This is a genomic window from Streptomyces sp. NBC_00554, from assembly GCF_041431135.1.
In the GTDB taxonomy this organism is placed as follows: domain Bacteria; phylum Actinomycetota; class Actinomycetes; order Streptomycetales; family Streptomycetaceae; genus Streptomyces.
This window is the reverse complement of sequence record NZ_CP107799.1, coordinates 4,253,704-4,276,637: the sequence shown is the minus strand read 5'-3', so window position 1 is coordinate 4,276,637 and position 22,934 is coordinate 4,253,704. Positions and strand designations below refer to the sequence as shown.

21 protein-coding genes are annotated in these 22,934 nt (G+C 68.9%); 10 read left to right on the top strand and 11 right to left on the bottom strand.

Annotated elements, in window-relative coordinates:
* Positions 1 to 12 precede the first annotated feature (12 nt).
* The 3 genes from OG266_RS18520 to OG266_RS18510 all read right to left on the bottom strand — a co-directional run bounded on the left by OG266_RS18520 (position 13) and on the right by OG266_RS18510 (position 3,566).
* Entirely contained in the window at positions 13 to 1,005 is a 993-nt protein-coding gene (locus tag OG266_RS18520) for a hypothetical protein (RefSeq protein ID WP_371546999.1), read from the bottom strand.
* A 131-nt stretch (positions 1,006 to 1,136) separates the two neighbouring features.
* Entirely contained in the window at positions 1,137 to 2,432 is a 1,296-nt protein-coding gene (locus tag OG266_RS18515) for a DUF6716 putative glycosyltransferase (RefSeq protein WP_371546997.1), read from the bottom strand.
* Between the two features lie 219 nt (positions 2,433 to 2,651).
* Positions 2,652 to 3,566 (bottom strand): MaoC/PaaZ C-terminal domain-containing protein, encoded by a 915-nt coding sequence (locus OG266_RS18510; RefSeq protein ID WP_371552856.1) that lies wholly within the window; start codon positions 3,564 to 3,566, stop codon positions 2,652 to 2,654.
* A 363-nt stretch (positions 3,567 to 3,929) separates the two neighbouring features.
* Between OG266_RS18510 and OG266_RS18505 the strand changes: the two genes are divergently transcribed.
* On the top strand, positions 3,930 to 5,804 hold the full coding sequence (locus OG266_RS18505) for a long-chain fatty acid--CoA ligase (RefSeq protein WP_371552854.1): 1,875 nt from the start codon (positions 3,930 to 3,932) through the stop codon (positions 5,802 to 5,804).
* A gap of 9 nt (positions 5,805 to 5,813) precedes the next feature.
* On the opposite strand, the gene OG266_RS18500 is transcribed toward OG266_RS18505, so the two are convergent.
* Both OG266_RS18500 and OG266_RS18495 read right to left on the bottom strand, forming a co-directional pair.
* A complete protein-coding gene (locus tag OG266_RS18500; protein ID WP_329546093.1) occupies positions 5,814 to 6,131 on the bottom strand; it encodes an AzlD domain-containing protein in 318 nt (105 codons plus the stop codon).
* Positions 6,128 to 6,811 (bottom strand): AzlC family ABC transporter permease, encoded by a 684-nt coding sequence (locus tag OG266_RS18495; RefSeq protein ID WP_371546993.1) that lies wholly within the window; start codon positions 6,809 to 6,811, stop codon positions 6,128 to 6,130. The genes OG266_RS18500 and OG266_RS18495 overlap by 4 nt, the downstream gene beginning before the upstream one ends.
* Positions 6,812 to 6,881: 70 nt before the next feature.
* Here OG266_RS18495 and OG266_RS18490 point away from each other — a divergent pair, with 70 nt between their 5' ends.
* Entirely contained in the window at positions 6,882 to 7,451 is a 570-nt protein-coding gene (locus OG266_RS18490) for an XRE family transcriptional regulator (protein ID WP_329546091.1), read from the top strand.
* Between the two features lie 106 nt (positions 7,452 to 7,557).
* Here OG266_RS18490 and OG266_RS18485 read toward each other — a convergent pair whose 3' ends face one another.
* Positions 7,558 to 7,761 (bottom strand): cold-shock protein, encoded by a 204-nt coding sequence (locus OG266_RS18485; protein WP_037627265.1) that lies wholly within the window; start codon positions 7,759 to 7,761, stop codon positions 7,558 to 7,560.
* A gap of 357 nt (positions 7,762 to 8,118) precedes the next feature.
* Here OG266_RS18485 and OG266_RS18480 point away from each other — a divergent pair, with 357 nt between their 5' ends.
* On the top strand, positions 8,119 to 8,967 hold the full coding sequence (locus tag OG266_RS18480; protein ID WP_266456514.1) for a menaquinone biosynthetic enzyme MqnA/MqnD family protein: 849 nt from the start codon (positions 8,119 to 8,121) through the stop codon (positions 8,965 to 8,967).
* An 80-nt stretch (positions 8,968 to 9,047) separates the two neighbouring features.
* On the top strand, positions 9,048 to 10,661 hold the full coding sequence (locus OG266_RS18475) for a serine/threonine-protein kinase (RefSeq protein WP_371552852.1): 1,614 nt from the start codon (positions 9,048 to 9,050) through the stop codon (positions 10,659 to 10,661).
* A gap of 64 nt (positions 10,662 to 10,725) precedes the next feature.
* Here the strand turns inward: OG266_RS18475 and OG266_RS18470 are convergent, their stop codons facing one another.
* Entirely contained in the window at positions 10,726 to 15,294 is a 4,569-nt protein-coding gene (locus OG266_RS18470; protein WP_371546988.1) for an FtsK/SpoIIIE domain-containing protein, read from the bottom strand.
* A 255-nt stretch (positions 15,295 to 15,549) separates the two neighbouring features.
* Between OG266_RS18470 and OG266_RS18465 the strand changes: the two genes are divergently transcribed.
* From OG266_RS18465 to OG266_RS18440, 6 genes are all read left to right on the top strand, one after another.
* Entirely contained in the window at positions 15,550 to 15,855 is a 306-nt protein-coding gene (locus OG266_RS18465; protein ID WP_266456510.1) for a WXG100 family type VII secretion target, read from the top strand.
* A 117-nt stretch (positions 15,856 to 15,972) separates the two neighbouring features.
* Positions 15,973 to 16,284: a hypothetical protein gene (locus OG266_RS18460; RefSeq protein WP_266456507.1), complete on the top strand. Its 312-nt coding sequence runs from the start codon at positions 15,973 to 15,975 to the stop codon at positions 16,282 to 16,284.
* Between the two features lie 2 nt (positions 16,285 to 16,286).
* A complete protein-coding gene (locus tag OG266_RS18455; RefSeq protein ID WP_371546984.1) occupies positions 16,287 to 17,570 on the top strand; it encodes a putative T7SS-secreted protein in 1,284 nt (427 codons plus the stop codon).
* Positions 17,571 to 17,583: 13 nt separating this feature from the next.
* Positions 17,584 to 18,156 (top strand): hypothetical protein, encoded by a 573-nt coding sequence (locus tag OG266_RS18450; RefSeq protein WP_371546982.1) that lies wholly within the window; start codon positions 17,584 to 17,586, stop codon positions 18,154 to 18,156.
* A complete protein-coding gene (locus OG266_RS18445) occupies positions 18,156 to 18,884 on the top strand; it encodes a hypothetical protein (protein WP_371546980.1) in 729 nt (242 codons plus the stop codon). The genes OG266_RS18450 and OG266_RS18445 overlap by 1 nt, the downstream gene beginning before the upstream one ends.
* Positions 18,881 to 19,435, top strand: coding sequence for a hypothetical protein (locus tag OG266_RS18440; protein ID WP_371546977.1), 555 nt, complete (start codon positions 18,881 to 18,883; stop codon positions 19,433 to 19,435). The genes OG266_RS18445 and OG266_RS18440 overlap by 4 nt, the downstream gene beginning before the upstream one ends.
* Positions 19,436 to 19,537: 102 nt before the next feature.
* Here the strand turns inward: OG266_RS18440 and OG266_RS18435 are convergent, their stop codons facing one another.
* From OG266_RS18435 to OG266_RS18420, 4 genes are all read right to left on the bottom strand, one after another.
* Positions 19,538 to 20,284: a hypothetical protein gene (locus OG266_RS18435; RefSeq protein WP_371546975.1), complete on the bottom strand. Its 747-nt coding sequence runs from the start codon at positions 20,282 to 20,284 to the stop codon at positions 19,538 to 19,540.
* 42 nt (positions 20,285 to 20,326) lie between these two features.
* Complete coding sequence (locus OG266_RS18430; RefSeq protein ID WP_371546972.1) at positions 20,327 to 21,244, bottom strand: hypothetical protein; 918 nt, start codon at positions 21,242 to 21,244, stop codon at positions 20,327 to 20,329.
* Between the two features lie 76 nt (positions 21,245 to 21,320).
* On the bottom strand, positions 21,321 to 22,610 hold the full coding sequence (locus OG266_RS18425; protein WP_371546969.1) for an enoyl-CoA hydratase/isomerase family protein: 1,290 nt from the start codon (positions 22,608 to 22,610) through the stop codon (positions 21,321 to 21,323).
* 1 nt (position 22,611) lies between these two features.
* Positions 22,612 to 22,914, bottom strand: coding sequence for a hypothetical protein (locus tag OG266_RS18420; RefSeq protein ID WP_371546968.1), 303 nt, complete (start codon positions 22,912 to 22,914; stop codon positions 22,612 to 22,614).
* Positions 22,915 to 22,934 lie beyond the last annotated feature (20 nt).

The window sequence follows — 22,934 nt, the reverse complement described above, 5'->3', positions numbered from 1 at the left end:
ACCTCTTCCAGGTCATTTGCGGATCACTTCTTCCAGGAAGGCTGTCGCCCGCTCGGACGCGTCCGGTTCGAGCCAGTCGGTGACGTCCCCGCAGACGGTGATCTCCACGCCCGTACCGGCGAGCACGAGGGGCAGGGTGTGCAGCACCGTGGAGGGCATGCTGACCAGGGTGTCGGCGACCGGACCCTTCAACAGTTCGAGTTCCAGGGGGAGTTCGGGCCGTACGACTTCCAGCTCGGCGTACTCCGCGATGAGCCGCAGCTTGTCCGGGTCCTCGCGGCGGTGCGCGAAGTAGCGTTCCGCGTTCACCTCGTCGGCGAGGGAGATGATCTCCCGCACATACCGCTCGGGGTCGATCAGGCCGGTCTCGGCGAGCGAGGTGCCGATCACGTCGACGCCGGGGCGGACCTGCGGCGGCCCGTACCGCTGCCGCGCCCAGCTGTAGGTGTTGGCCGAGGCGATACCGCCGGGCGGCAGCCTGAGGTCGGCCGTCAGGCAGGAGAAGACCTCAAGTTGCCGCCCGTGTCCGGGGGTTATCCGGCGCGAGGCGCGGGCGGCCGCCGCCGGTGCGGAGCCCGTGCGGTGCCAGCGGACGAGCGGGCGCCCCGCGAGCAGCTCGCGGGAGAGCTCCAGGGTCGCCGTGCCGTCGTCCACCAGAACCAGGTCCCGCGTCCTGGCAAGCGGCAGCAGCCACTGGATCAGCCCCGAGAACGGGTCGCCGATCACCAGACGCCCCGCCCCGGCCAGCTTCGGCGCGAGCGCCGCCAGGGCGCGCGGAAGGCCGACAGGAACCCTGCGGATGTCGTGCAGAGCGACCCGGATGCCCTCCGCGCGGGCCAACTCCGCCATCACGCCCAGCTGGTGGCGCGTGGTCGCGTCGCGGGGCAGCAGGACCGCCACCTCGCACCGGGCGGGATCCGGCGCGCCGTCGCGCTCGCCCAGCGCCCACTCAAGGAGGTTGAGGAGCTGGGCGGGGCTCTCGACGAGTGCGAGGGTGCGGGTCATGGTCTTCCCCCGGGGTTGTGGATCATTGAGGTCGCGGGCTTCTGGCAGAGGCGGCGCGGGGCACTGGGGATCCCGGTGTTCTGCCGGAGACGGCGCGGGTCATGTCTGTCGCACCGCCGGAGCGTTGCGGGTCACGTCTGCCCCCAGCGCCGGAGCGCGGGTGCGACCCGCTGATAGCCCATGCGGTAGAGCCGCTTGGCGCCGCGGCGCGTGACGCCCCGGACGGCCGATTTCAGGGAGCCGTCGCCCGCTCCCGACGACACGGGCAGCGGCCTGCCCTTCTCGTCGAACCCGTTGCGCTCCAGCACGCCGCCCAGATAGGCGCCGGCCCGCTGGGGCGAGTAGTACGGCCGCAACTGCGGCAGCGGACCCGAGGCGCGCAGCGCGGCGATGCGGGCGCGGGTCGCGGCGTACGGGTCGCTCTTGCCGATGCCCTGCGCGGCCGTCCACGCCGGGTCCGGCCGCGGGCGTGCACCGGCGTCGAGCTCGTCCCAGGAGGTGAGGCAGCCGGATTCCACGAAGTAGTGATTGCCGTGCGCCTCGCGGACACCGAAGTCGGTGAGGATCGCGGTAGGGATGTTCCGGTGCATCGACTCCAGCGCCGCCGTCGAGCTGACCGTCACCAACAGGTCCGTACGGTCGAGGACTTCACCCATGTTTCCGTACACGAGCTGGAGGTTGGACGGGGCCGGCTCGGCCAGCTTCCCGATGAGTTCCTGGTACGGGTTGGCCTCGACGTGGGTCGTGTGCTCGCCTGGCAGGCTGCGCAGCTTCATCAGGACGAGGCGTTCGGGGTGCCGTCGGGCGTGTGCGGCCGCGCGCTCCAGGAGCGAGAGCCGTTCGTCCCTGCTCTTGGGCACCGACGGCTGCACGGCGAAGGTGAGCGTGAAGGGGCGGTCGCCGGAGGGCGCGTACGGGTCGCCGCCGAGGAACGGCAGCGCGCACTCGACGACGGAGTCCGGGTCGACGCCCACGTTCGCGAAGACATCGCGGAACCGGCCCGTGTCGTAGGCGCTGTTGGCGAGGACGACATCGGCGCCGGCGCGGGTGAGCAGGCCGTCGACCATCTTCTCGTAGACGACTCCGACATAGCCGGTGACGGTGACGGGCCGCTCGGCGCGCGCCTCCCACGCCAGACCGAGGCTGTGCACAAGCGCGAGCGCGGTACCGCCGACGATCGCCAGGACCACGATGTCGGCGCTCGCGAACTCCTCGTCGTCGACCAACTCGGCCGCCGTGACCTCGCGTTGGGTGTCCGGCACGATGCCGACCTCGGCGAGCTGGCGCTCGGTCGGGGTGGCCCGGGTGCGCAGGAAGTACGCGTCGAGTGCGTGGTCCGGAGCGATCTGTCGTGCGACGGAGGCGCCCCACTTCCAGCGGGTGTCCGAATCGGCGAGTACGGCGATACGTCTGGGGGTGGAGGGCATGGCTCGGGAGCCTTCCTGGCGCGGTTCCAGCAGGTGGACCGAGGCTAGGAAGGGTGTCTGAGCGTGGAATGAGCGGAGGCTTGAAAGAACCTTGGGGAAGCTAGGGGTTTACTGTGAACGATTTCTTAACTTAGGTGACTCACCTGCGAGTTTGCCCCCCAGGACGTGGGGTGCGCGAGATCGGCAAGTCGCGATTCCCGCTGATTGTTAGCCTGTTGTTCACATGGGGGCGGGCTGGACCTCGCCTGTGAGATGGAGCCGCTGCATCGCACCCCGGAGCTCGAAACGGTTGCCTTCGGCCGCGTAGGTCACCGTTCCCGGGAGTCGTACGGGTGCCTTGAACTCCGCCCGTACGGTGAGGGATTCACCGCCGGCCGGGAGTTCGGCGAGGCAGCGCGCGACGGTCCACATGCCGTGGGCGATGGGACGGGCGAAGCCGAACAGGCGGGCCGTGAGCGGATACAGGTGGATGGGGTTGCGGTCCCGGGACACGGCGCCGTACCGCCGCCCGACGTCCCCGGCGAACCGCCACTCGGCGACGGCGGGCAACGGCGTGCGTTCCGCGACGTCGTCTCGGGGCCCGGGAGCGGCCGCCGTCGTATGCCGCGCCAGATAGGTGTTCCTCGACTCCCATACGAGGGTGCCCGCGAGCCGCGCCTCGGTCACCACGGTCGCCTCCGTACCGCGCCTGTGAGCCGCCAACCCCTCGACGCACACACTGATCTCGTACTCCCCGTCGGCGGGCAGCCCCCGCCGCTGCGTCATCTCCGTCGACGTATGAACAAGCCCGAGCACCGGCAGCGGAAACGCCCGACTGGCCATGACCCGCACGGTCATCGGAAACGCCAGCACATGCGGATACGTGACCGGCATGGCCACCGCCCCGGTGGCGAACCCACACACCCGCTCATAGGCGGCAAGACGGGCAAGATCGACACGAACACGCTTCTGCACGGGGGCTCCGGGGAGAGATCTTTCAGCCCGTCCTGCGGTGCTTGAGGACGGGCCCTTCGATTTCAGCCCGTCCGGCGTTTGAGGACGAGCCCTTCGGGCGAACGGGGGTCTGGGGGCGGAGCCCCCAGGTACGGGACGGGCAGGGGCGGAGGGGGCGAAGAAAGTCCTGGCCCAGCACAGGTGGACGCCACCTCGCCCCGACGCAAGGTTACCCGCGGTAAGCCCAAGTTGAGGCCAAGACCGAAGAGGGCCGAACCGGCACCGAATCAGCCGCCCCCCACCCCCCGGAAGTACCGCCGGTAACCCGCACGCCGCCCGCCCTCCAACCCCACAAACCCCACACTCCGGCGCCGTACGATCCCCACCTCAGCCGGTTTACACGATCCCCACCTCGGCAGGACTACGATCCCGCCCCACCGAACCCCCACACCTGAACTCCCCACCCCCCAGGCCCGTATGAGGATTCGCGCCCTCACCCCGCCCCGGCCCCCGGCCGACAAGGAGCACCCCGTGTCCAGCCAGTACTCCTCCGAACCTCCACACATGGAGCCCGAGATCAAACGGCTGGACGGGGTCGTGCGCGAGGTGGCCCTGCCACCGCTGGTCGCCCCGATGACGCACGGCTCCCTCGCGGACATACCGTTCGACAACGAGGCCGCGGCCCCGCACGAGCCGGCCCTCAGCCGCAAGGGCCCGGACGGCGAGTGGACGGACGTGACCGCGGCCGAATTCGCGGCGCAGGTACAGGCGGTGGCGAAGGGCCTGATCGCGGAGGGACTCGTCCCCGGTGACCGCATAGCCATCATGGCGCGGACGACGTACGAGTGGACCCTCCTCGACTTCGCCGCCTGGGCGGCAGGCCTGGTCACCGTCCCCGTCTATCCCACCTCGTCCCCCTTCCAGGTCCGCTGGATCCTCCAGGACTCGGGAGCCGTCGCACTCGCCACCGAGACCGTCGCGCAGGCCGCCGCACTCGGCCCGGAACGCGACCGGATCCCCGACCTGCGGCACATGTGGGTCTTCGAGAAGGGGCACGTGGAGCGGCTGGCCGAGCTGGGCCAGAACGTCCCGGACTCGGAAGTAGCGGTACGGCGTGGGGTGTTGGGCCCCGACACACTCGCCACCCTCATCTACACCTCGGGCACGACGGGCCGCCCCAAGGGCTGCGCGATCACCCACGGCAACTTCTTCGCCGAGATCGACAACGCGATCGAACTGCTCTACCCGATCTTCAGGGCCCGCACCCAGGACGCGCCCTCCATGCTTCTCTTCCTGCCCCTCTCGCACGTCTTCGGCCGGATGGTCGCGGTCGCCTGCCTGCGCGCCCGAGTGAAACTGGGCCACAGTCCGAGCCTCCAGACCCAGGACCTGCTCGCCGACCTGGGCTCCTTCAAACCGACCTTCCTCCTGGCCATCCCGTACGTCCTGGAGAAGGTCTTCAACACGGGCCGCGCGACCGCCGAGCGGATGCGCCGCGGCTCGTCCTTCGACCGCGCGGCGCGCATCGCGCAGCGGTACGGCGAGGCGCTGGAGGCCCGCCAGCACGGCACAGGCCCGGGCCCGGGACCGGGCCTGCGCGCCGCCCGTGCGCTCTACGACCCGCTGGTCTACCGCCGTATCCGCAACGCCCTCGGCGGCAGGGTCCGTTACGCGATCTGCGGCGGCTCTCCGCTCGGCCGCCGTCTGGCCGCGTTCTACGCAGGCGCCGGCATCGACGTCTACGAGGGGTACGGCCTGACGGAGTCGACCGCGGCCGCCACGGTCACGCCTCCGGACAAACCCCGTCTGGGAACCGTGGGTTGGCCCCTCCCGGGCACCCGGGTGCGGATAGCCGCCGACGGGGAGATCCTGCTGAGCGGCGCGCAGGTCTTCCGCGGCTACTGGGACCCGCACGCGGGCGGAGTCGTCGACGCGTCCCCGGACGGCTGGTTCGCGACCGGCGACATCGGCGAACTCGACGACGGCGGTTACCTGTCCATCACCGGCCGCAAGAAGGAGATCCTGATCACCGCGGGCGGCAAGAACGTCGCCCCGGCCCCCATGGAGGACTGGCTCCGCGCCCACCCCCTCATCGCCCACGTCATGATCCTGGGCGACCGCCGCCCCTACGTCACCGCCCTCATCACCCTCGACCCCGACGGCATCACCCACTGGCGCCAGATGAACGGCAAGCACCCGGTCCCCGCCGAACTCCTCGTCGACGACCCGGAGTTGCTCGCGATCCTCCAGCGCGCCATCGACGAGGCGAACAAACTCGTCTCCCGCCCCGAATCCATCCGCCGCTTCACCGTCCTCCCGGGCGCCTTCACCGAGTACGCGGGCCATCTGACGCCCACCATGAAGCTGAAACGGGACGAGATCGCCCGCGACTTCAGCCGGGAGATCGAGGGCCTGTACGCGGACTACGAGCAGCAGTAGGCGGCCCCACTAGCCCACCCCGACCGCCCGCAGCACCGCCGTCGCCCCGGCCGCCCCCAACACCACCACCACGAACGGCGCCCTCCGCCAGGCCAGCACCCCACCCACCAGCACCCCGAGCGGCCGTGCCCACCCCGCGAACCCCCGCGCCTCGGTGAGTGCCCCGGTGGCGAGCAGGGCGACGAGCAGGACCACCGCTCCGGCGGACAGCAACTCCCGTACCCGTACGGGAATTTCGACCCGCCCGTGCAGGACAGGGCCCACCAGCCGGAAGGCGTACGTCCCCACCGCGAGCGCGAGGATGGCGACGACCAGCGGGGTGGTCATGCCGTCCTCCCTACGACGAGCAGCCCGGCCAGCGCCAGCAGCACCGGCACCCCCGCGGGCACGACCGGTGTGGCCGCCAGCGCCACGACCGCACCGGCGAGCGCGGCCCGCCGTACGCCCGAGTCCTTTCGCAGTGCGGGCAGTACCAGCGCCAACAGCACCGCTGGGAAGGCGGCGTCCAGGCCGAACGTGCCCGTGTCCCCGATCGCCCCGCCCGCCAGCGCGCCCCCCAGCACGCACAGGTTCCAGGCCGCGTACAGACCGAGCCCGGAGAACCAGAAGGCGGCCCGGCGACGGGCGGGGGTGGGCTGGGCGAGTGCGAACGCCACCGTCTCGTCGGTGACGAGGTGTGCCCCGAGCAGCCGTACCGGCCAGGGGCCCCGGCCGAGTACGTCCGCGACGGCGAGGCTGAAGGCCGCCGTCCGGGTGTTGAGCAGCAGCCCCGTCGCCGCCGCCGCGAACGGGCCGCCGCCGGCCAGCAGAATCCCCACCGCGCTGAACTGGGCGGAGCCCGCGTACACGACCAGCGACATCACCACCGGCACCCACACGGGCAGCCCGCCCGCGACGGAGATCGCGCCGAACGAGATGCCGACGACTCCGCTGGCGAGACAGACCAGGGCCACGTCACGGAGGAGGCCGGAATCGAGTGCCCCGGTTGTTCGGAGTAGCGAACGCATGTTTTCTACAATGAACAGTGACCCTGCTGTTCGTCAAGCAGAACGATCGTACCGACGGAGCGAACGACATATGACCGACGACGGCCCCCCGTCCCGCCTCCCGCTCGACTGGATCGCCGCCTCCCTGCGGCGCGAGCGCACCCGCGCCGGGCTCTCCCTCTCCGAGCTGGCCAAGCGCGCCGGCATCGCGAAGTCCACGCTCTCCCAGCTGGAGGCGGCGAGCGGCAATCCGAGCGTGGAGACGCTGTGGGCGCTGGGGGTGGCGCTCGGCGTACCGTTCAGCGCGCTGGTGGAGCCGCCCGCCCCGGCCGTCCAGGTGATCCGCGCGGGCGAGGGGCCGACCGTCCACTCCGAGCAGGCGGCGTACGCGGCCACCCTGCTGTCGGCGAGCCCGCCGGGAGCGCGGCGCGACATCTACCACGTGCGCGTGGAGCCGGGCGCCGCCCGGGAGTCGGACCCGCACATCCCGGGGACGGTGGAGCAACTGATCGTCAGCACCGGGCGGCTGGCGGCGGGCCCGCGGGGCGAGACGGTGGAGCTCGGGCCCGGCGACTACGTGTCGTACCGCGGAGATGTGCCGCACGCGTACGAGGCGCTGGCGCCGGGGACGACGTTCGTACTGGTCATGCAGCACATCTAGGTGCACATGCGCGTAAAGGCAGGAGCCCCACGCCAGGCCGGCGCGGGGCTCCTTGGGTACTGCTAATCGATCCTGTTCAAAGCACTGGGCTCATGGAGCCGCAGGCTTAGAGCGGGGTTACGTTCTCCGCCTGCGGGCCCTTCGGACCCTGCGTCACGTCGAAGGAGACCGACTGGTTCTCCTCGAGTGAACGGAAACCGTTGGCGTTGATCGCAGAGTAGTGGACGAAGACGTCCGGTCCTCCGCCTTCCTGGGCGATGAAACCAAAGCCCTTTTCGGCGTTGAACCACTTCACGGTTCCGGTAGCCATAAGCCCTCCTTGGGCCCAAAGGGTTGCCCTGCTCCAGAACCTGCAAGGTGTAAACAACTGCGTGTAAACAACTGCATTCATCTGAAAACGACGAGAGCCCGCGGTCACATGCTCCGCAGGCTCTGTACTGCAAGGGAAACCAAACTGCAACTTGCGGGCGAGCTTAGCCACCCGGGCAGCTGAAAGCAATAGAGGGCAAGATCACGTCACCCGGAGGTTTGACCAGCAAGGCGTCTGGGTTGACGTCGTAGTGGATCAGTGTCTGTCACGGGGGTTGACACGAGGGGTCCGGGTGGTTTCGAAACCACTCGGGGACCCGAAGCCTGCACCGTACCTCACTGGGGCTAGCCTCGCGATGTGGACAATTCTCGCAACCGGCCGCGCGTCGGCCACATCCAGTTCCTGAACTGCCTGCCCCTCTACTGGGGGCTCGCGAGAACGGGCACGCTCCTCGACTTCGAGCTCACCAAGGACACCCCCGAGAAGCTCAGCGAGAAGCTGGTGCAGGGCGACCTCGACATCGGGCCCATCACGCTCGTCGAGTTCCTCAAGCACGCCGACGAGCTGGTCGCCTTCCCCGACATCGCGGTCGGCTGCGACGGCCCGGTGATGTCCTGCGTGATCGTCTCGCAGGTCCCCCTCGACCAGCTGGACGGCGCCCGCGTCGCCCTCGGCTCGACCTCTCGTACGTCCGTACGCCTGGCGCAGCTGCTCCTCGCCGAGCAGATCGGTGTCCAGCCGTCGTACTACACCTGCCCGCCCGACCTCCCGCTGATGATGCAGGAGGCCGACGCCGCCGTACTCATCGGTGACGCGGCCCTGCGTGCCAACCTGAGCGAGGGCCCCAAGCTCGGCCTCGAGGTGCACGACCTCGGCGCCATGTGGAAGGAGTGGACGGGCCTGCCGTTCGTCTTCGCCGTCTGGGCGGCCCGCCGCGACTACCTGGAGCGCGAGCCGGCCGTCACCCGCAAGGTCCACGAGGCGTTCCTGGCGTCCAGGGACCTGTCCCTGGACGAGGTCGGCAAGGTCGCCGAGCAGGCGGCACGCTGGGAGGCCTTCGACGAGAAGGTCCTGGAGCAGTACTTCACGACGCTCGACTTCCGCTTCGGCGGCCCGCAGTTGGCGGCCGTACGGGAGTTCGCCCGCCGGGTCGGCTCGACCACCGGGTTCCCGGCGGACGTGAGCGTGCGGCTGCTGGAGTCCTGAGGCCCGGGACGCCTCGTACGGCACTACTCTGCTGAGCAGTGCGTGCGGTACGTACGGGGGAGGGTTGAGCTGTGAGCGCCATGCAGCCGCTGGGAGTTGACGAACCCACGGTCGTGGGGCCCTACCGGCTGCTCGGCCGGCTGGGCTCCGGCGGCATGGGGCGCGTGTATCTGGGCCGAAGCACGGGCGGACGTACGGTCGCGGTCAAGATCGTGCACCCGCACTTCGCGCTCGACGAGGAGTTCCGCGCCCGTTTCCGCCGCGAGGTCGAGGCCGCGCGGCGGGTGGGCGGCGCGTGGACGGCCCCGGTCCTGGACGCGGACCCGGAGGCGCCGGTGCCGTGGGTCGCGACGGGATACGCGGCCGGTCCCTCGCTGGCGGCCGCCGTCGCGGACGCCGGCGCGCTTCCGGCCCATTCCGTACGAGTCCTGGGCGCCGGCCTCGCCGAAGCGCTCTCGGCGGTCCACGCGCTGGGCCTCGTCCACCGCGACGTCAAGCCCTCCAACGTCCTGCTCACCCTCGACGGCCCCCTGCTCATCGACTTCGGCATCGCGCGCGCCACGGACGGCACGGCGTCACTGACCTCGACCGGCGTCTCGGTCGGTTCCCCCGGCTACATGTCGCCCGAACAGATCCTCGGCAAGACGGTCGCGGGCCCCGCGGACATCTTCTCGCTGGGCGCGCTGCTGGTGTACGCGGCGACCGGGGAACCGCCGTTCCCCGGCGACTCCTCCGCCTCCCTCCTCTACAAGGTGGTGCACGAGGAACCCCGACTCGGCTCGCTGGAGGGCGAGTTGCGGCAACTGGTCGCTGAGTGCCTGGCGAAGGATCCGGGCGAGCGGCCGGCTCCGGGTGACGTGGCCCGGCGCCTCGCCCCGGAGGGAGCGGCCAGGCTGGTCGCGGCGGGATGGCTGCCGGGGCCGATGGTGGAGCAGGTCAGCCGCAGCGCGGTGCGGCTGCTGAACCTGGAGGCCGGGCTGCCTTCGGGGCCGGTGGAGTTCAGCAACCCTTCCGTGGGCGGGGAGTTCGGCCCGCCGCCGGTCATGACGCCCACACCTACTTATGTGCCCGAGCCGCGCGATGCGCCGCCGCCCCCTGCCGACCGCCCCGGCAAGCTCTCCGTCAGCGTGGCCGCCACCTCCGCGACTGGGGTGAACGGCCGTGGCCGCAGGCTCAGTTGCACGGTAGCCCTGGCGGTCGCGGGGGCGCTGGCGGCGGTGACGGTGGGCTCGGCGTTCCTGTTCGACCTGATGCCGGGCGGGGACAAGTCGACCGGCTCGGGCGACACCTCGGCAGCGGACTCCGCCTACGCGACACCGAGCGCGTCGGCCACCGGGGAACAGTCCATCCCCGCCTCCTACCTGGGCACCTGGGAGGGCCCCGGCCTCGCACTCAGCGGCACCCTCCCCATGGGCACCATCCGCGTCACCGTCCACCAGGCCGCCGTGGGCAAGGAGTTGGGCACCTTCCGCCAGACCGACCAGATCGGCGGCATCTGCGACGACGTACTCATCCTGAAACAGGTCACGTCCAAGCAACTCATCGTCACAAGCATCGCCGACGAGTCCAACCGAGACGTATGCACAACAGGCGAACACGAGGTACGCCTCACCCCCGTCGGAGACGACCTCAAGTACGAGACGGACAACCCGGAGGCGGGGGATCCGGTGGCTCGGATGTCGAAGGTCGGGTAGCGGACGGTTCTCCGGCGGCCCGTCACTCTGACCGGGCCGCCGTCCCTCTGTCGGGCGGTGACCGTCACATCGGCGTGGTGATCGTGATGTGTTCCCCGGTGCCGAGGTGCAGCATTCCCTTTCCGGGGGCGATGGGGCCGCCGACCATGCTGCGGGTCGTGCGGATGCCGATCAGGTCGCCTGCGGAGGAATCCTGTGGGGAGAGCAGGATTCCGCGGCGGGCCTTCTTGGCGTCGACCTGCCAGCCGGAGAAGCCGTCGCAGATCTCTTCCTCGTCGCCGGCGATGACGAGGGCGATCCCGTCCTCGACGCCGCTTTGGAGGATCTTCTTGAAGATGTCCTCGGCGTCGCAGTCGTCCAGTACTTCGGCGTCGTCGACCAGGACGGCGATGGGCTGCTCCGGTGTCGCCGAGGCGATGGCCTCCTCGAGGTCGTCGTCCTCGATGTCGCGGCCGGTGAAGACCTTCAGGACGCCTTCCTGGCCCTCCAGTTCACGCAGGGGCGACTGGCGCGGCGCGGCGACGACCAGGCGTACTCCCTGTGCGAGGTAGGAGCGCGCGAAGTTCAACAGCACCGTGCTGCGACCGGACTTGGCCGGGCCGCCGATCACGAAGGCCGGAACCCCCTCGGCGAGGTCGGGGCCGAACGCGGTGAGTTCGTCGCCGCCGACGCCCACGAGCGCCCACAGCGGGGACGTGCTCGTCTCCGGGTCGCGCATCCCCCAGGCGTCCGCGAAGGAGATCCGGCTCGGCAGCACGTCGACCTTGAAGGGCCGGCGGGAACGCGGGATGGCCGTGTCACGGGCGGCCGCGGCGTCGCCGATGGCGATCAGCGCGGCGGCCTGCCCCTGCCCGGTCGTGTCCTCGGAGAGCAGGGCGAACTGCGTCTCCGTCGCCGTCTCGTTCCTGAAGGCCCGGCCCGGCGGGATCTCCTCGGGAACCTTGCGGGAGTTGATGTCCAGCATCGAGAAGTCGCCGCGGTCGGCAAGGCGCAGGCCGTACTTGTCCTCGGTCAGCGAGCCGATCCGCCCGGACAGGATCTGCCGGTCACCCGTGATCACCACGTGGATGCCGACGCTCGCGCCCTCGCGCATCATGGCCATGAGCTGGTCGGTCAGGTCACCGTGGTCGTACTCGCCGAGCGTGGGCAGCCAGCCCTCCCAGCGGTCGAGCAACAGCACGATGTGCGGCAGCCGCTCGTCCTCGCCCGCGGCGGCCCGCTGCTCGCCGATGTCGGCGTACCCCTGGTCGGCGAACAGGTCCTGGCGACGGGTGAGTTCACCCTTCAGCCGGGCGAAGAGCCGGACAACCCGCTCCAGTTGGTTGCGTCCGACGACCGCTCCGCAGTGCGGCAGCCGGGTCAGCGCGTTGAGGGCGCCGTTGCCGCAGTCGATCCCGTACAGGTGGACGTCGGCCACCGAGTGCGTACGGGCCAGTGAGCCGGCGATCGTCCGCAGCAGCTGCGAGCGACCGGTCCGCGGAGCGCCGCCCACGAGCAGGTGCCCGAACGTGGCGAAGTCCACGGCCACCGGGCGGCGGTCCTGTGCGGCAGGCAGGTCCTCGACGCCGTACGGGGCGGCGGGCAGCGCACCCGCGCTGCGGACCGGCGGAATGGCGTCCAGCAGGAGGGTCTCCTCCAGAGCGGGCAGCCACGGGCTGTGCTGTGCCGGAATCCCCAGTGCCCGGTTGGCCTCCTGCACCGCGTCCACCAGGACCTTGAGGTCGGTGATCTCCTCTTCCTGGCGGGCCTCGGCCTTCGGCTTCACCAGCGCGGCCCGTCCGAGGTCCTCCCACTGCAGCGGTCCCGCCCACGGCGCGAGCGTCTGCGGGTCGGCCGCCCCCGGCCGGCGCCCGCCGACGCGGCCGGACTGGAAGGGGACGAGGGAGGCGTGTCCCAGACGCACATACGCGCGACCGGGTGTGCTCTTGGAGATGTGACCGGCCTCGGGCGAGTCGATGACGTCGCTGGACTCGCTGCCGTCCGTCACGCGCAGCGCGATCCGCAGGTTGGTGTTGGCCCGGATCTCGGGCGAGACGACACCGCTGGGCCGCTGGGTGGCGAGCAGCAGATGGATGCCGAGCGAACGGCCTCGCTGGGCGATGTTGACCAGACCGGTGACGAAGTCGGGCAGGTCACGCACCATCGAGGCGAACTCGTCGATGACGATGAGGAGTCGGGGAACCGGCGGGTTCGAGGGATCCCTGCGTACCAGGTCCTGGTAGTCCTCGATGTCCTTGGCGTCGGCGGCGGCGAGGATGTGCTCGCGCCGCTTCAGCTCCGCGCCGAGCGATTCCAGGGCACGCTCGACGAGGTGGGCGTCGAGGTCGGTCACCATGCCGACGGTGTGCGGGAGCTTCACACAGTCCTTGAACGCCGAGCCACCCTTGTAGTCGACGAGGACGAAGGTCATGTTCTCGGGGGTGTTGGCGACGGCGAGCGCGGCCACGATGGTCTGCAGCAGCTCCGACTTACCGGAACCGGTCGTGCCGGCGATCAGGCCGTGCGGCCCGTCCCGCCGGATGTCGATACCGAAGGGACCGTCGTACGACTCACCGACGACGGCCATCGTCGACTGCCCGCCCATGCGCCAGCGGGCGGCGATCGCGTCCCGCGTCGGCGGTTCCAGCTGCAGTACGTCGAGCAGCCGGCTGGAACCCGGCAGCGCCGAGTCCTCCGTCTCACCGCTGATGTCGCGCAGCGCGGAGAGCGACCGGGCCAGCCGCGCGCACCAGGCGGGCGAGACGAAGTCGGGCCGTACGTCGGTCATACGGCGGTGGCCGCTCTGCTCGACCCGCAGCCTCAGTTCGAGCACCTTCTCCGCGCCCTCGGAGTCCTGCTCGGCCGTCTGGTGCCAGGCGTGGAAGGACGGGAACCCGCCCGCGGAGGGCGGCGCCGCAGCCGCGAAGCCAGCGGCCTGGCCAGGGGTTTCCTCGGTCCGCCTGGGTTCGGCGACGACCACGGCCTGGCACTCTCCGGGCAGGAACCGCTCCTCCTCGTCCAGGCAGATCGCGTACATGGAGACGCCCGGTCCCTCACGCAGCAGACGTACGACACCCGGCATCGAACGCAGCCGACGGGATCCGTCCCATACGACGACGATATCGGCGTCGATGAGGCCGGCACCGGAGCCTCCGGCCTCCTTCACGGCCTTCTGGCGCGCGTCGAGGAGCTGCGTGAGTTCACCGACGCGGGCACCCACGGTCTCGGAGTCCGTGCCGATCAGCACGTTGGCGTCCTGACCGCCCGACGGACGCGCGTGCGGCAGCCAGCGCGTCCAGTCCCAGCGGGTGTGCGCCTCGTTCTCGGTCAGCACGTAGAACTGGACGTCCATGGGGCTGTGCAGGACCGCGGCCTGGGCGACGGCCCAACGGCCCAGCGCATGGGCCGAGTCGCCGGGCCCGGCGATGCCGATGACACCGAGATCCTTGAGCGGCAGCGCCACCGGCGCGTCCTCGATGTCCCAGGTGACCTGGCGCTTGTGGTCGTCCTGCTCCGGGTCGTCGAGCACGACCACGGACGGGACCCGGCCGGTACCGACCCGCATCACCAGGTGGTCCGCATCGGTGCGCCGCCGCTCCCACAGCCGGGTACGGGGGCCGGTCCCGAAGTTGAGTACGGCGGCAGGGTCGGGGATGGCGTTCCGCCGGTCCAGTCGCTCGGTGCGCAGCGCGTCCTGGGCGTCCTTCTCGATCCGCTCCTTGTGTTCCTTGTACTCCTTCAGCTGCTTGGCATGTGACTTCCGGCCGTGCTTCTTGTCCATGAAGTAGTTGCCGAAGAGCATGATCGGGCTCAGCCCGGCCATGATCAGGTAGTACCAGCGCTGGAAGATCATGGCCGCGACCACGGCGCCGACCAGCGGGAACAGTGCCATCAGCCAGGGCAGCGGCCGGGCTTCGAAGTCTCCGGGCGGCGAGGGCAGCCGAAAGTGGGTCTGGCGCTCGGCCGGACGCAGCCGAGGGGGCCGGTTGTAGTCGAGGCCGGATCCGTCGTCCGACCACTTCAGGGCCGCGTTCGGCGGCGTGTAACCGACGATTTCCAGCAGGGTGTTGCCGAGGGCGAGCTGGGAGCCGAGGGGCCAGGAGTCGCCGTCGAGTTCCTCACCGTCGAGGCGGACGCCCTGCTTGTCTCCCTTGTCGTTCTTGTCGCCGTGCACGGCGATCTGGCAGGTTCCGTCGATTGCGATCGACAACGTGGCCGCACGCGCGGCCAGTTCGGGATCGTCGACACGGAGGGGCGCGGCCGAGCCGCTGCCGATGTCGTACCGCCCGACTCCGAGCCGGTGCACCGCACCGGCCGCCGGACCGCCGGCCACCCGCAGTTCCACCACTCCGGTCGGCTCCCCGAGCAGGCAGCCGGCCGGATCGTGGAGGCTGACGACGGCACCCTCCCGCAGCGGCGACCCGACGACGGTCGCGCTCGGGTCCAGGGCGTATCCGTCGACGTACGCCTGCGCTATCCCGCCGCCGGGGCCGCGTTGGGCTCCAATGGGGATGATCTGCGCACTGTCGCCCAGACCGACATGTCGCGCCAGCTCCCGGGTGATGTCGCCGACGGACGACTCGGGATCGGCATCAAGCACCACATCGGCACTCGCACCGCCGATGGGGTCGACGACGGTCAGACTCAGGCGCACGTTCGTCCTCCTCGCTGGGCAGAGGCCGCCCCCGGAACGCTGAACACAGTTGAAGCGACCTTAGCCGCCCCTTCCTTCCCCGTAGCAACGGGATGTGCGCCCGCTCACGATCCTGTTACGGAACAGCCATGTGACCCCAACAGCCCCACCCGTAGGATCTTTGCTCATGCGGACAGGTCGGCGGATGCCCGAGCGATCCGCACAACGCAGCCACGGGGGTAGGCCCTGCGGCGATCTGAACGGGAGGGAGCCGTCATGGGCAAGAAGGATGCAGATCTCACATATGCCGAGATGGAGAAGGAGGCCGGCAAGCTTCTGAAGGACATGGACCGTCTGCACACGGAACTCGACACCATCGACGACCGCATCAAGACGCTCGTGGACAACGGCGGCTACACGACCCAGAAGGGTTCGTCGGCTTTTGAGGAGTCCTTCAAGGACTTCACCAAGGGTGCGAAGAAGGCCATGGAGGGACTTGAGGGCATGTCCAAGTTCCTGACCTCGGCCAAGCAGGCCTACGAGGACCTGGACGACCAGCTGGCGCGCAGCGCCAAGGGCTGACCCGGGATCGCGGGCCGACTCGGGTGCGACAGGGCGTGATCGGCGTCCTGTCGCACCCGCTGTTTCGCTGCCTGGTGTGAAGTAGCCTCACTCGACCGTTGGACAGGAAGCCCGACCGTGGCGGACAAGACTCGATACGACCTCGACATGATCAAGGACTGCTCGGACTCGCTCTACCGCATCCACCGCGAGTTCAAGGAGAACGGCAACCCCGCCGACGGCTATGGCGACGACCTCGGCAGCGACAAACTGCGGGACGTCTTCGACGACTTCTCCGAGACGTGGAAGAAGAACCGCAAGAAGCTGATGAAGGACATCGAGAACCTGGCCAAGTACACCGACAACGCGGCCAAGGCCTACGAGGACATCGACCACGAGCTCGCGCAAGCGCTCCGGGACGCCAAGAAGAGCGACAAGAAGGGGAAGTAGCAGTGACACCCCGTCCAAAGGACTGGACCCCGATGTACGACTCCGACCCGGTGCCCGGTGATCCGTACGAGGTGGCACGGCTCGGCAAGAAGCTCCGTGGCATGGCCGAAGAGATCGACAAACAGGCCCGGAACATCAAGGCGTTGGCATCGGTCGACGGCTGGGACAGCGACGCGGGCCGCGCCTTCCACGAGATCGCGGGCGACGCGTCCGGGCGCCTGAAGAAGGCGTACGACCGCTACGACGAGGCTGCGACGGCGCTCGGTACGAAGGTCAAGGACGGGGAGTCGGAGGAGTACGCCAGTGAGCTGAGCCGGGCGCAGCGGGTCGCCGACAAGGCGCTGGAGGACTTCCGCGCCGCGGAGGTCGATCACAAGGCGGCCCTCAAGATCCTGGAGCCGACCGTCGGCACGGTCCCGTCCAAGGACGACCACGTGGAGCGCACGAAGCAGGAGAAGAAGCGGGACGACGCCGCGCATCTCATGGCTGTGGCGCGCAGCCAGATCGAGGGCGCCAAGGAGATCCGCGACGACGCGGCGAAGCGGGCTGCCAGGAGGATCAAGAACGTGATCCACCACGACGGGGTCCGGGACCCTGGCGGGATCATGAACTGGATTGCCGACAACGCGGACTGGATATCGACCGCGGCCACGGTTCTGGCGGTGGCTGCGCTGATCGCGGCGGTCGTGCTGTCGGGTGGCACACTCGCCGTCTTCCTTGTCGTCGCGGCGGGCGCACTCAGTGCCACCGCTCTGTCGGGCCGTCTGTACGACTACTTCGCGCGCGGCGGGAAGTTCGACTGGTTGAAGATCACCTTCGATGTGCTCGGAATCATCCCGGGACTCGGGGCGGTGAGGGGGCTCACCGCGGCGGCCAAGGGGTCACGGCTGCTGGTCGCGAGCGACGCCGTCTGGGCGGGCTTCACCAACGGCTTCGCCGTGAAGAGCATCAACAGGGGCGTCGGCCTCGCCTCCAAGTTCCTCACCAAACGAGGCATCACCAAGGTCAGACTTCCTGAAGGAGGGTTCGACCCGGTGACCATCACGCGCTACATCAAGGGCGCCGCACTCGGCAACGCATACGTACAGAGCCTGCTGAGGCTGAGGCGCTACTTCCCCCAGGACGACACAGCGAACCCGGTGAGTCCTGCGCCCGGTACCGCCCGGCCCACCACTCCGCCCGACCCGACCCCCAGTCCGTCCGGCGGGGCGAGAACCCCCTCGCCGACGCCGCAACCGAGCCCGTCGCCGACCTCGTTCCACGGCGCGTTGGCGCCCGTCGGGTAAGGAGAACCGATTCATGGGTGACTACCAAGCACTTGAGTTCGGAAAGTTCGTCGATGACCAAGGGGCCGTGCACAACATGGTCTCCTCGTCGGTCATCGCGGCCGTTCCCGCCGCGAAGGCGGCAGCGGAGCGCTACGGACGCGAGGTGCGCTTCGACTTTCTCGATGACCGGGCCGTGCACTGGATGCTGTTCCAGCGGCGCGAGGACACGGAGAAGGCCAGCGTCCTCGGCTGTCTCCTCGCACTGCCGATTTTCGTCTTCGGGTTCGGTGCGTGGCCGTTCTGGGATCTGGTCGCATCACAGAAGTCCCAGCAGTTCCAGATCGCGTTCATCGTCGTGGACGCGCTGATCGTCTGCGGCGCTCTGGTGGGGACCTACCTCGTGCGGCGCCGCACCCTGCTCGACCAGACCATCCGAAACGTTCGCTGCAGGGCACGCCTCTACCGCCAGATCGCCGGCATCGCCCGCCAGGGCGGCGCCGACATCCCGCGTCTCTACCCCTACTACGGGATGTATGCCACCTCCCGGAAGTTCTTCCCCGAGGCTCCCGAGCGCCCCATCCCCGAAAAGGACCAGACTCCCTGATGGCCGAGCTCAATGTGTCGGCGTTCGTCCCCACACACACCGCACCGCCCGTGCTCCGCTCCGACGACGTCCAGGTCCGCTGGGTGATGCCGGAGATCTACCACGACCTCCCCATCCACGAGGCGGACGACGACGAGGCGATACGGCTGCTGGAAGAACTCGTGGACAAGGCCCTCCCGGGGGCGGGGGAGGACGAGAAGACCCAGTTCGGGGTCGTCTGCGCACTCGGCTTCGACGACCTGCTGGCCGCCGGAGCCGAGTACGCCGCGATCGGTGTGACCGCGGTCGACGAAACCCCCTGTACCGCCACGGTGTTCGCGGCTCTGGTGGACAGCCCGGAAGTCGATGGTGGTGTTCCGGGAGCGGTGAGGGAGATCTCATCGAGCCTCCGCCGCCTGGACGCGGGTGACGTTTCCCGGATAGAGCTCCCCTGCGGACCCGCCGTGTCGTACATCGGCGCCCGGGAGTCCCAGTTCACCGGCGAACTGACCGAGTCCGGCGAAGGCTTCACGTTCCCGACCTCGTTCATACGCGTCTACATACCCCTCCCGAACGGCACCACCATGATCATGGAGATGTCCACCCCCACCGCGGCCGGCTGGGACACCTTCTCCACGATGTTCGGCAACACGGTCAGCAGCATCCGCCTCTTCAACGCGGACGGCTCGCCGCTGATCACCTCCGGGACGACGGGGACGACCGGGGCGACCGGGGCGACCGGGGCGTGAGCGCGACCACCGCTGAGACTCCGCCCTCGGACTACCGGCTCCTCGTCCCCCGCGACTGGTTTCGCGTCGACCTCACCCACGAGCGCTGGCGCCGCCAGTTGAAGACCTTCGTGGACAAGGAGTCCGCGGGAAGCGGTGTCTCCGCGGAGGTGGCCCGAACCGTCTGGACCACCCTGCGCAACACCGCCGAACACGGCCTCTCCCAGGGCGCGTTGGAGTTCTTCCTCAAGACGGAGTCGCCCGGCGAGTCGGCCCTGCCCGCCTCCCTCCTCATCTCGCTGGCACAGACCCCCCGCGGATCGGCCCCGACACCGGGCGACTTCGCCCAGGCACTGGCTCAGCGCACCGCCCGGAACGCCGAGGTGGACGTCGTCGAACTACCGGCCGGCCCGACGGTCCGCGCCACCACCGACACGACCATCGACTTCCACGTACACATGCCTGCCGGCGTGGGCTACCTGCACCTGGCCTTCTCCATGCCGCTGAGCGGCACGGAGGGTTCGATGGGGGAACTGTGTGACGCCATGGCGTATTCGCTGCGGTGGGTGTGATCTGCGTTTCACGGCTCGGTGGTCACTTCCGAAGGCGCCGTCGGGGAGACCTGTCGGTGGTGCGGAGGAGTAGGTCTTCGTCGGCGGCGGGGTACCAGTCCATTAGTTCGTCATCTCGCCTGCGTCAGCTTCGGCGTTCGTATCCGCGGCCGGATCTGTGAAGGACAGGGTCTGGAGAATGCCCACGGTCATGTCGCAGAACTCGGCCCAGTAGTTCATGGACGCCGTGTGGAGTGTGAAGACCGCGGTGAACGGGCCCGTGGGGAAGGGGATATGGACCTGGACCTGCCCCGTGAGGAGATCGACCTGCTCGCCGTTCTCCGTCATTTCTGGCTTGATCTTGTACTCGCGCAACGTGACGCAGGAGACCGCGGGTCCGCACGGCAGGTCGAGCCATCGCGCGTCGTTGTACGGGTCGCTGGAGAGGATCGCGAGGATGCCTTGGGCCACGATGTCGGTGTCGTCGCGGTCCTGGTCGGTCGGGACGGCCGCTACGGTGAAGGCGCACTGGGCGACACCGTCGGCACCTTCGTGCCTGACTGCGCTCCCGTCTTCCCCGTCTTCTTCTTCCGCCGTGGAGAACAGTCCCATCGCCGAGTACGAGACCCCGGAGTCCGCCATGAGCTCGGCTATCGCCGCGTAGTACGGGGCGGCGGGCTCCCAGATGTTCTCATCGCCGCGGGAGTAGAGCTCCCGTACGAAGGACTGGGCGCGCTCGGCGCGTTCATCGGGGGTGGCGGCGAGGGGGAGGGCGAAGAAGCCCTCGGGGACATTGAACGAGAGGGGCGGGGGCTCCCCGGCGGTGGACGTGGGTGGGAGCACACTCGTGGAGTCGGCGGGCGTTGTCATGTCGGGTGATGCCGTCCTGGTGGGGTTCAGCGCATTTCGGGGTCAGAAGTCGTCTGGGTGGTAGGCGGTGATCTCCACCTCAACTCCTTCAGAGTCCATGAGCGTGGAGTGTTCGGAGAGCCCGAAGAACGAGTCGACTTGATTCAGCTTCAGAAAATCGATCCGGTAGTGACCGCAGGGGTTGCGACTGACGACCGGCTTTCCGATCTCTTCGGGCGGGGCGGACGAGGCGACGAAGCCCTCGACGGTGCTCCGCTGTGCCGGTGTCAGGGTTTCCAGAGGGATCAAATCGCGAGGGTGGATCAGGTAGCGAGTGAACTTCTCCCGTGTGATGGCCCGAAGCCTGCACCATGAGCCATCGCTGAAGACGATCTTGACGTCATTCCCGTCCTTGAAGGCCTTTGGTTCGACCCGGCTGATCTGCGATCGGGGGATCTCCCAAAGGACTTCGTCCTCGATGAGCTCGTCGTTCTTTTTGGAGTACGGAAACCCCACGATGACCAGTCGCCGGTCGGTGACGATCGCGTGTGTGCGGTAGTGCTCCTCGGGGGAGCGCACGGGATCCAGCTGCCAGGGCAAGGTGCGGGCGATCGTACTGGGTGCGGCCCACACGACGGGGAAGTCCTCGACTTCGTCCGCGCGGTCGTCCGATGTGTCCTTGCCGGAGCCGGGGCCGGAGGAGCCGCCGACACTGCCGCCCTGCGAGGAGAGGATGCCCATGACGGCGACACCCACCGCAATCGCCGCGCCCTTTACGGTGTTTCGCGCGACTGAGTCACCTGTCGAACGGGCCGTGTAAACCGGCCCTTCGGGCCAGCCCGGAAGTTCGTTCTGGATGTCGTTGCGTTCGGTGTCGCGGAACCAGCGCATGCCTCTGACGCGCATGGCCGCGCCTGTAGCGAGGGTGACAAAGGAACGGGTGAGAAGCGTCTCGCCCGGTTCGGGCTGCCAGATGGTCATGGCCTTATCCATCTTCCTGGGTACGAATCCGAATCCGCTGTCCTGCGCGACCACTCTGCCATTACGTTCCGGACCTTCAGTTGCCCGAGGCCGACTTCGCGAACTGGTCGCCGGGGAAGAGGGCCTCTCCCACGTGATCGTGAATACTCGTGATCTTGGGGAGGATCTTGAATCCGGCGTCCATGGCGATGCCGGCTCCCAGTGGATTGATATTCACACCCGGTATGAGGTTGGCTCCCTTGGAGCCGAGCCATTGGCCCGCGTGGTAGCCCTGGTTGGCGATCCCTCCCATCCGCGACGCCAGGCCACTGGTCGCGTGTGAGACGTCGTAGACGTTGTCGGCCATACCACCGAGTACTACCTTGCCGGGCAGCAACTTGATCCCACCCTTGACAAACCCCGCCTGCTCGCCTGTGGACAGCAGCATGCGCGCCCTGCCGATATTGGTTGCCTGGAATCCCTTGCCGAGCGCTCCGGCCTTGCTGGCCGCAGCGGCACTGGCCAGCGCCGGAGTCTTGCCAGCCACCTTGATCCCCTTGCTGAACGCTCCGATCCCTGGCATCAGCCCCACAGCGTCCAACCCGATCTGCATCCAGCTCACGTCGGCGCCGGCAGCCTTGGCGATTCCGTGCGCCACCAGAGCGAGCCCACTGGTGATGAGCGCGGCCGTACCGAAGATCGCCGCGAGAGGCGGAAATGGAAGTGTGACGATGGCCAGCAGGGCCAGAACCGCGGTCAGGTCACTCAGCAGGTCGCCGATCAACTTGATCATGTCGGCGTGGTCCTTGATCCACTGACCAGTGGCGTCCCACGCGTCCGCGACGCCCTTGGTGAGCTTGTCCCAGAAGCCGGGCTCGTCCGGGGCGATGTCGCCGGCCTTGTCGAGCTCCTTGCTGATCTTCCCCGCGGCTTCCTTGTATCGCTCCTCAAGGTCGTGGACCTTGCCGGTGACCTCGTCCACCGCGCCGGAGGCCTTGCCGAGTTCCTCGCTGCCTTTGCCCTCGGCCTTCTGCTCGGCCTTCTCCCGGGCCTCGAGCTTCTCACCGGCGGACTTCTCGAGGCGGTTCGCTTCATCCTGGAAGTCGTGAAGTTCGTTGGCCCACCGGTGCAGGGCGCGCGAGGCCTTGTCGAAGGAGTCGTGGCTCTTGCGAATGAGGGGGGTGACGTCCTGACCGATGTACTCGGTGAAGGCGAGCGCGGTCTTGCCCTGCCACGCCCCGCATTCGATCCGTTCCAGCTCCCGCAGAGCCGTCCCCAACTCGCTTGCCAGTCCGCCGAGTTTCTTGGCGAGGTCCCGGGTGTCTTCCACGTCTCCGGGGGTGGGGTCCCAACCTATGTGCAGAAATGCGGGGCGCTTGCCGGCCACGTCACTTGCCCTTCTTCTTCGGGGCCTTGAGCGATTCGGCGAGGTCCAGGTCGAGCTGGTTGAAGGACTCGCCGATCTTGTTGATCATCTTGACCGCACCCTGAGTGTGCTTGCCGAGCTGCTTGATTCCGTACCCCCACTCGTCGGCGAAGTCCTGTACGTCCTCGACGAGTTGGCTCTGCCCGACTGCCGAGGCGTCCGTGCCTCGCAGGGTGCGGCGCGTTGCATCCATGCGGTCGCTGATGGTGGAGAAGGTCTTCTTCAGATCCTGGAAGATGGTGTCTTCGAGGCGCAGGTCACTCATGTCGTGTCCGGGTTCCTGAC

What these genes read in the sequence shown, in the direction of transcription:
- OG266_RS18520 (WP_371546999.1), bottom strand. Translation starts at nt 1,005, where the DNA reads ATGACCCGCACCCTCGCACTCGTCGAGAGCCCCGCCCAGCTCCTCAAC.
- OG266_RS18515 (WP_371546997.1), bottom strand. Translation starts at nt 2,432, where the DNA reads ATGCCCTCCACCCCCAGACGTATCGCCGTACTCGCCGATTCGGACACC.
- OG266_RS18505 (WP_371552854.1), top strand. Translation starts at nt 3,930, where the DNA reads ATGGAGCCCGAGATCAAACGGCTGGACGGGGTCGTGCGCGAGGTGGCC.
- OG266_RS18500 (WP_329546093.1), bottom strand. Translation starts at nt 6,131, where the DNA reads ATGACCACCCCGCTGGTCGTCGCCATCCTCGCGCTCGCGGTGGGGACG.
- OG266_RS18495 (WP_371546993.1), bottom strand. Translation starts at nt 6,811, where the DNA reads ATGCGTTCGCTACTCCGAACAACCGGGGCACTCGATTCCGGCCTCCTC.
- OG266_RS18490 (WP_329546091.1), top strand. Translation starts at nt 6,882, where the DNA reads ATGACCGACGACGGCCCCCCGTCCCGCCTCCCGCTCGACTGGATCGCC.
- OG266_RS18485 (WP_037627265.1), bottom strand. Translation starts at nt 7,761, where the DNA reads ATGGCTACCGGAACCGTGAAGTGGTTCAACGCCGAAAAGGGCTTTGGT.
- OG266_RS18475 (WP_371552852.1), top strand. Translation starts at nt 9,048, where the DNA reads ATGCAGCCGCTGGGAGTTGACGAACCCACGGTCGTGGGGCCCTACCGG.
- OG266_RS18465 (WP_266456510.1), top strand. Translation starts at nt 15,550, where the DNA reads ATGGGCAAGAAGGATGCAGATCTCACATATGCCGAGATGGAGAAGGAG.
- OG266_RS18450 (WP_371546982.1), top strand. Translation starts at nt 17,584, where the DNA reads ATGGGTGACTACCAAGCACTTGAGTTCGGAAAGTTCGTCGATGACCAA.
- OG266_RS18445 (WP_371546980.1), top strand. Translation starts at nt 18,156, where the DNA reads ATGGCCGAGCTCAATGTGTCGGCGTTCGTCCCCACACACACCGCACCG.
- OG266_RS18435 (WP_371546975.1), bottom strand. Translation starts at nt 20,284, where the DNA reads ATGACAACGCCCGCCGACTCCACGAGTGTGCTCCCACCCACGTCCACC.
- OG266_RS18430 (WP_371546972.1), bottom strand. Translation starts at nt 21,244, where the DNA reads ATGACCATCTGGCAGCCCGAACCGGGCGAGACGCTTCTCACCCGTTCC.
- OG266_RS18420 (WP_371546968.1), bottom strand. Translation starts at nt 22,914, where the DNA reads ATGAGTGACCTGCGCCTCGAAGACACCATCTTCCAGGATCTGAAGAAG.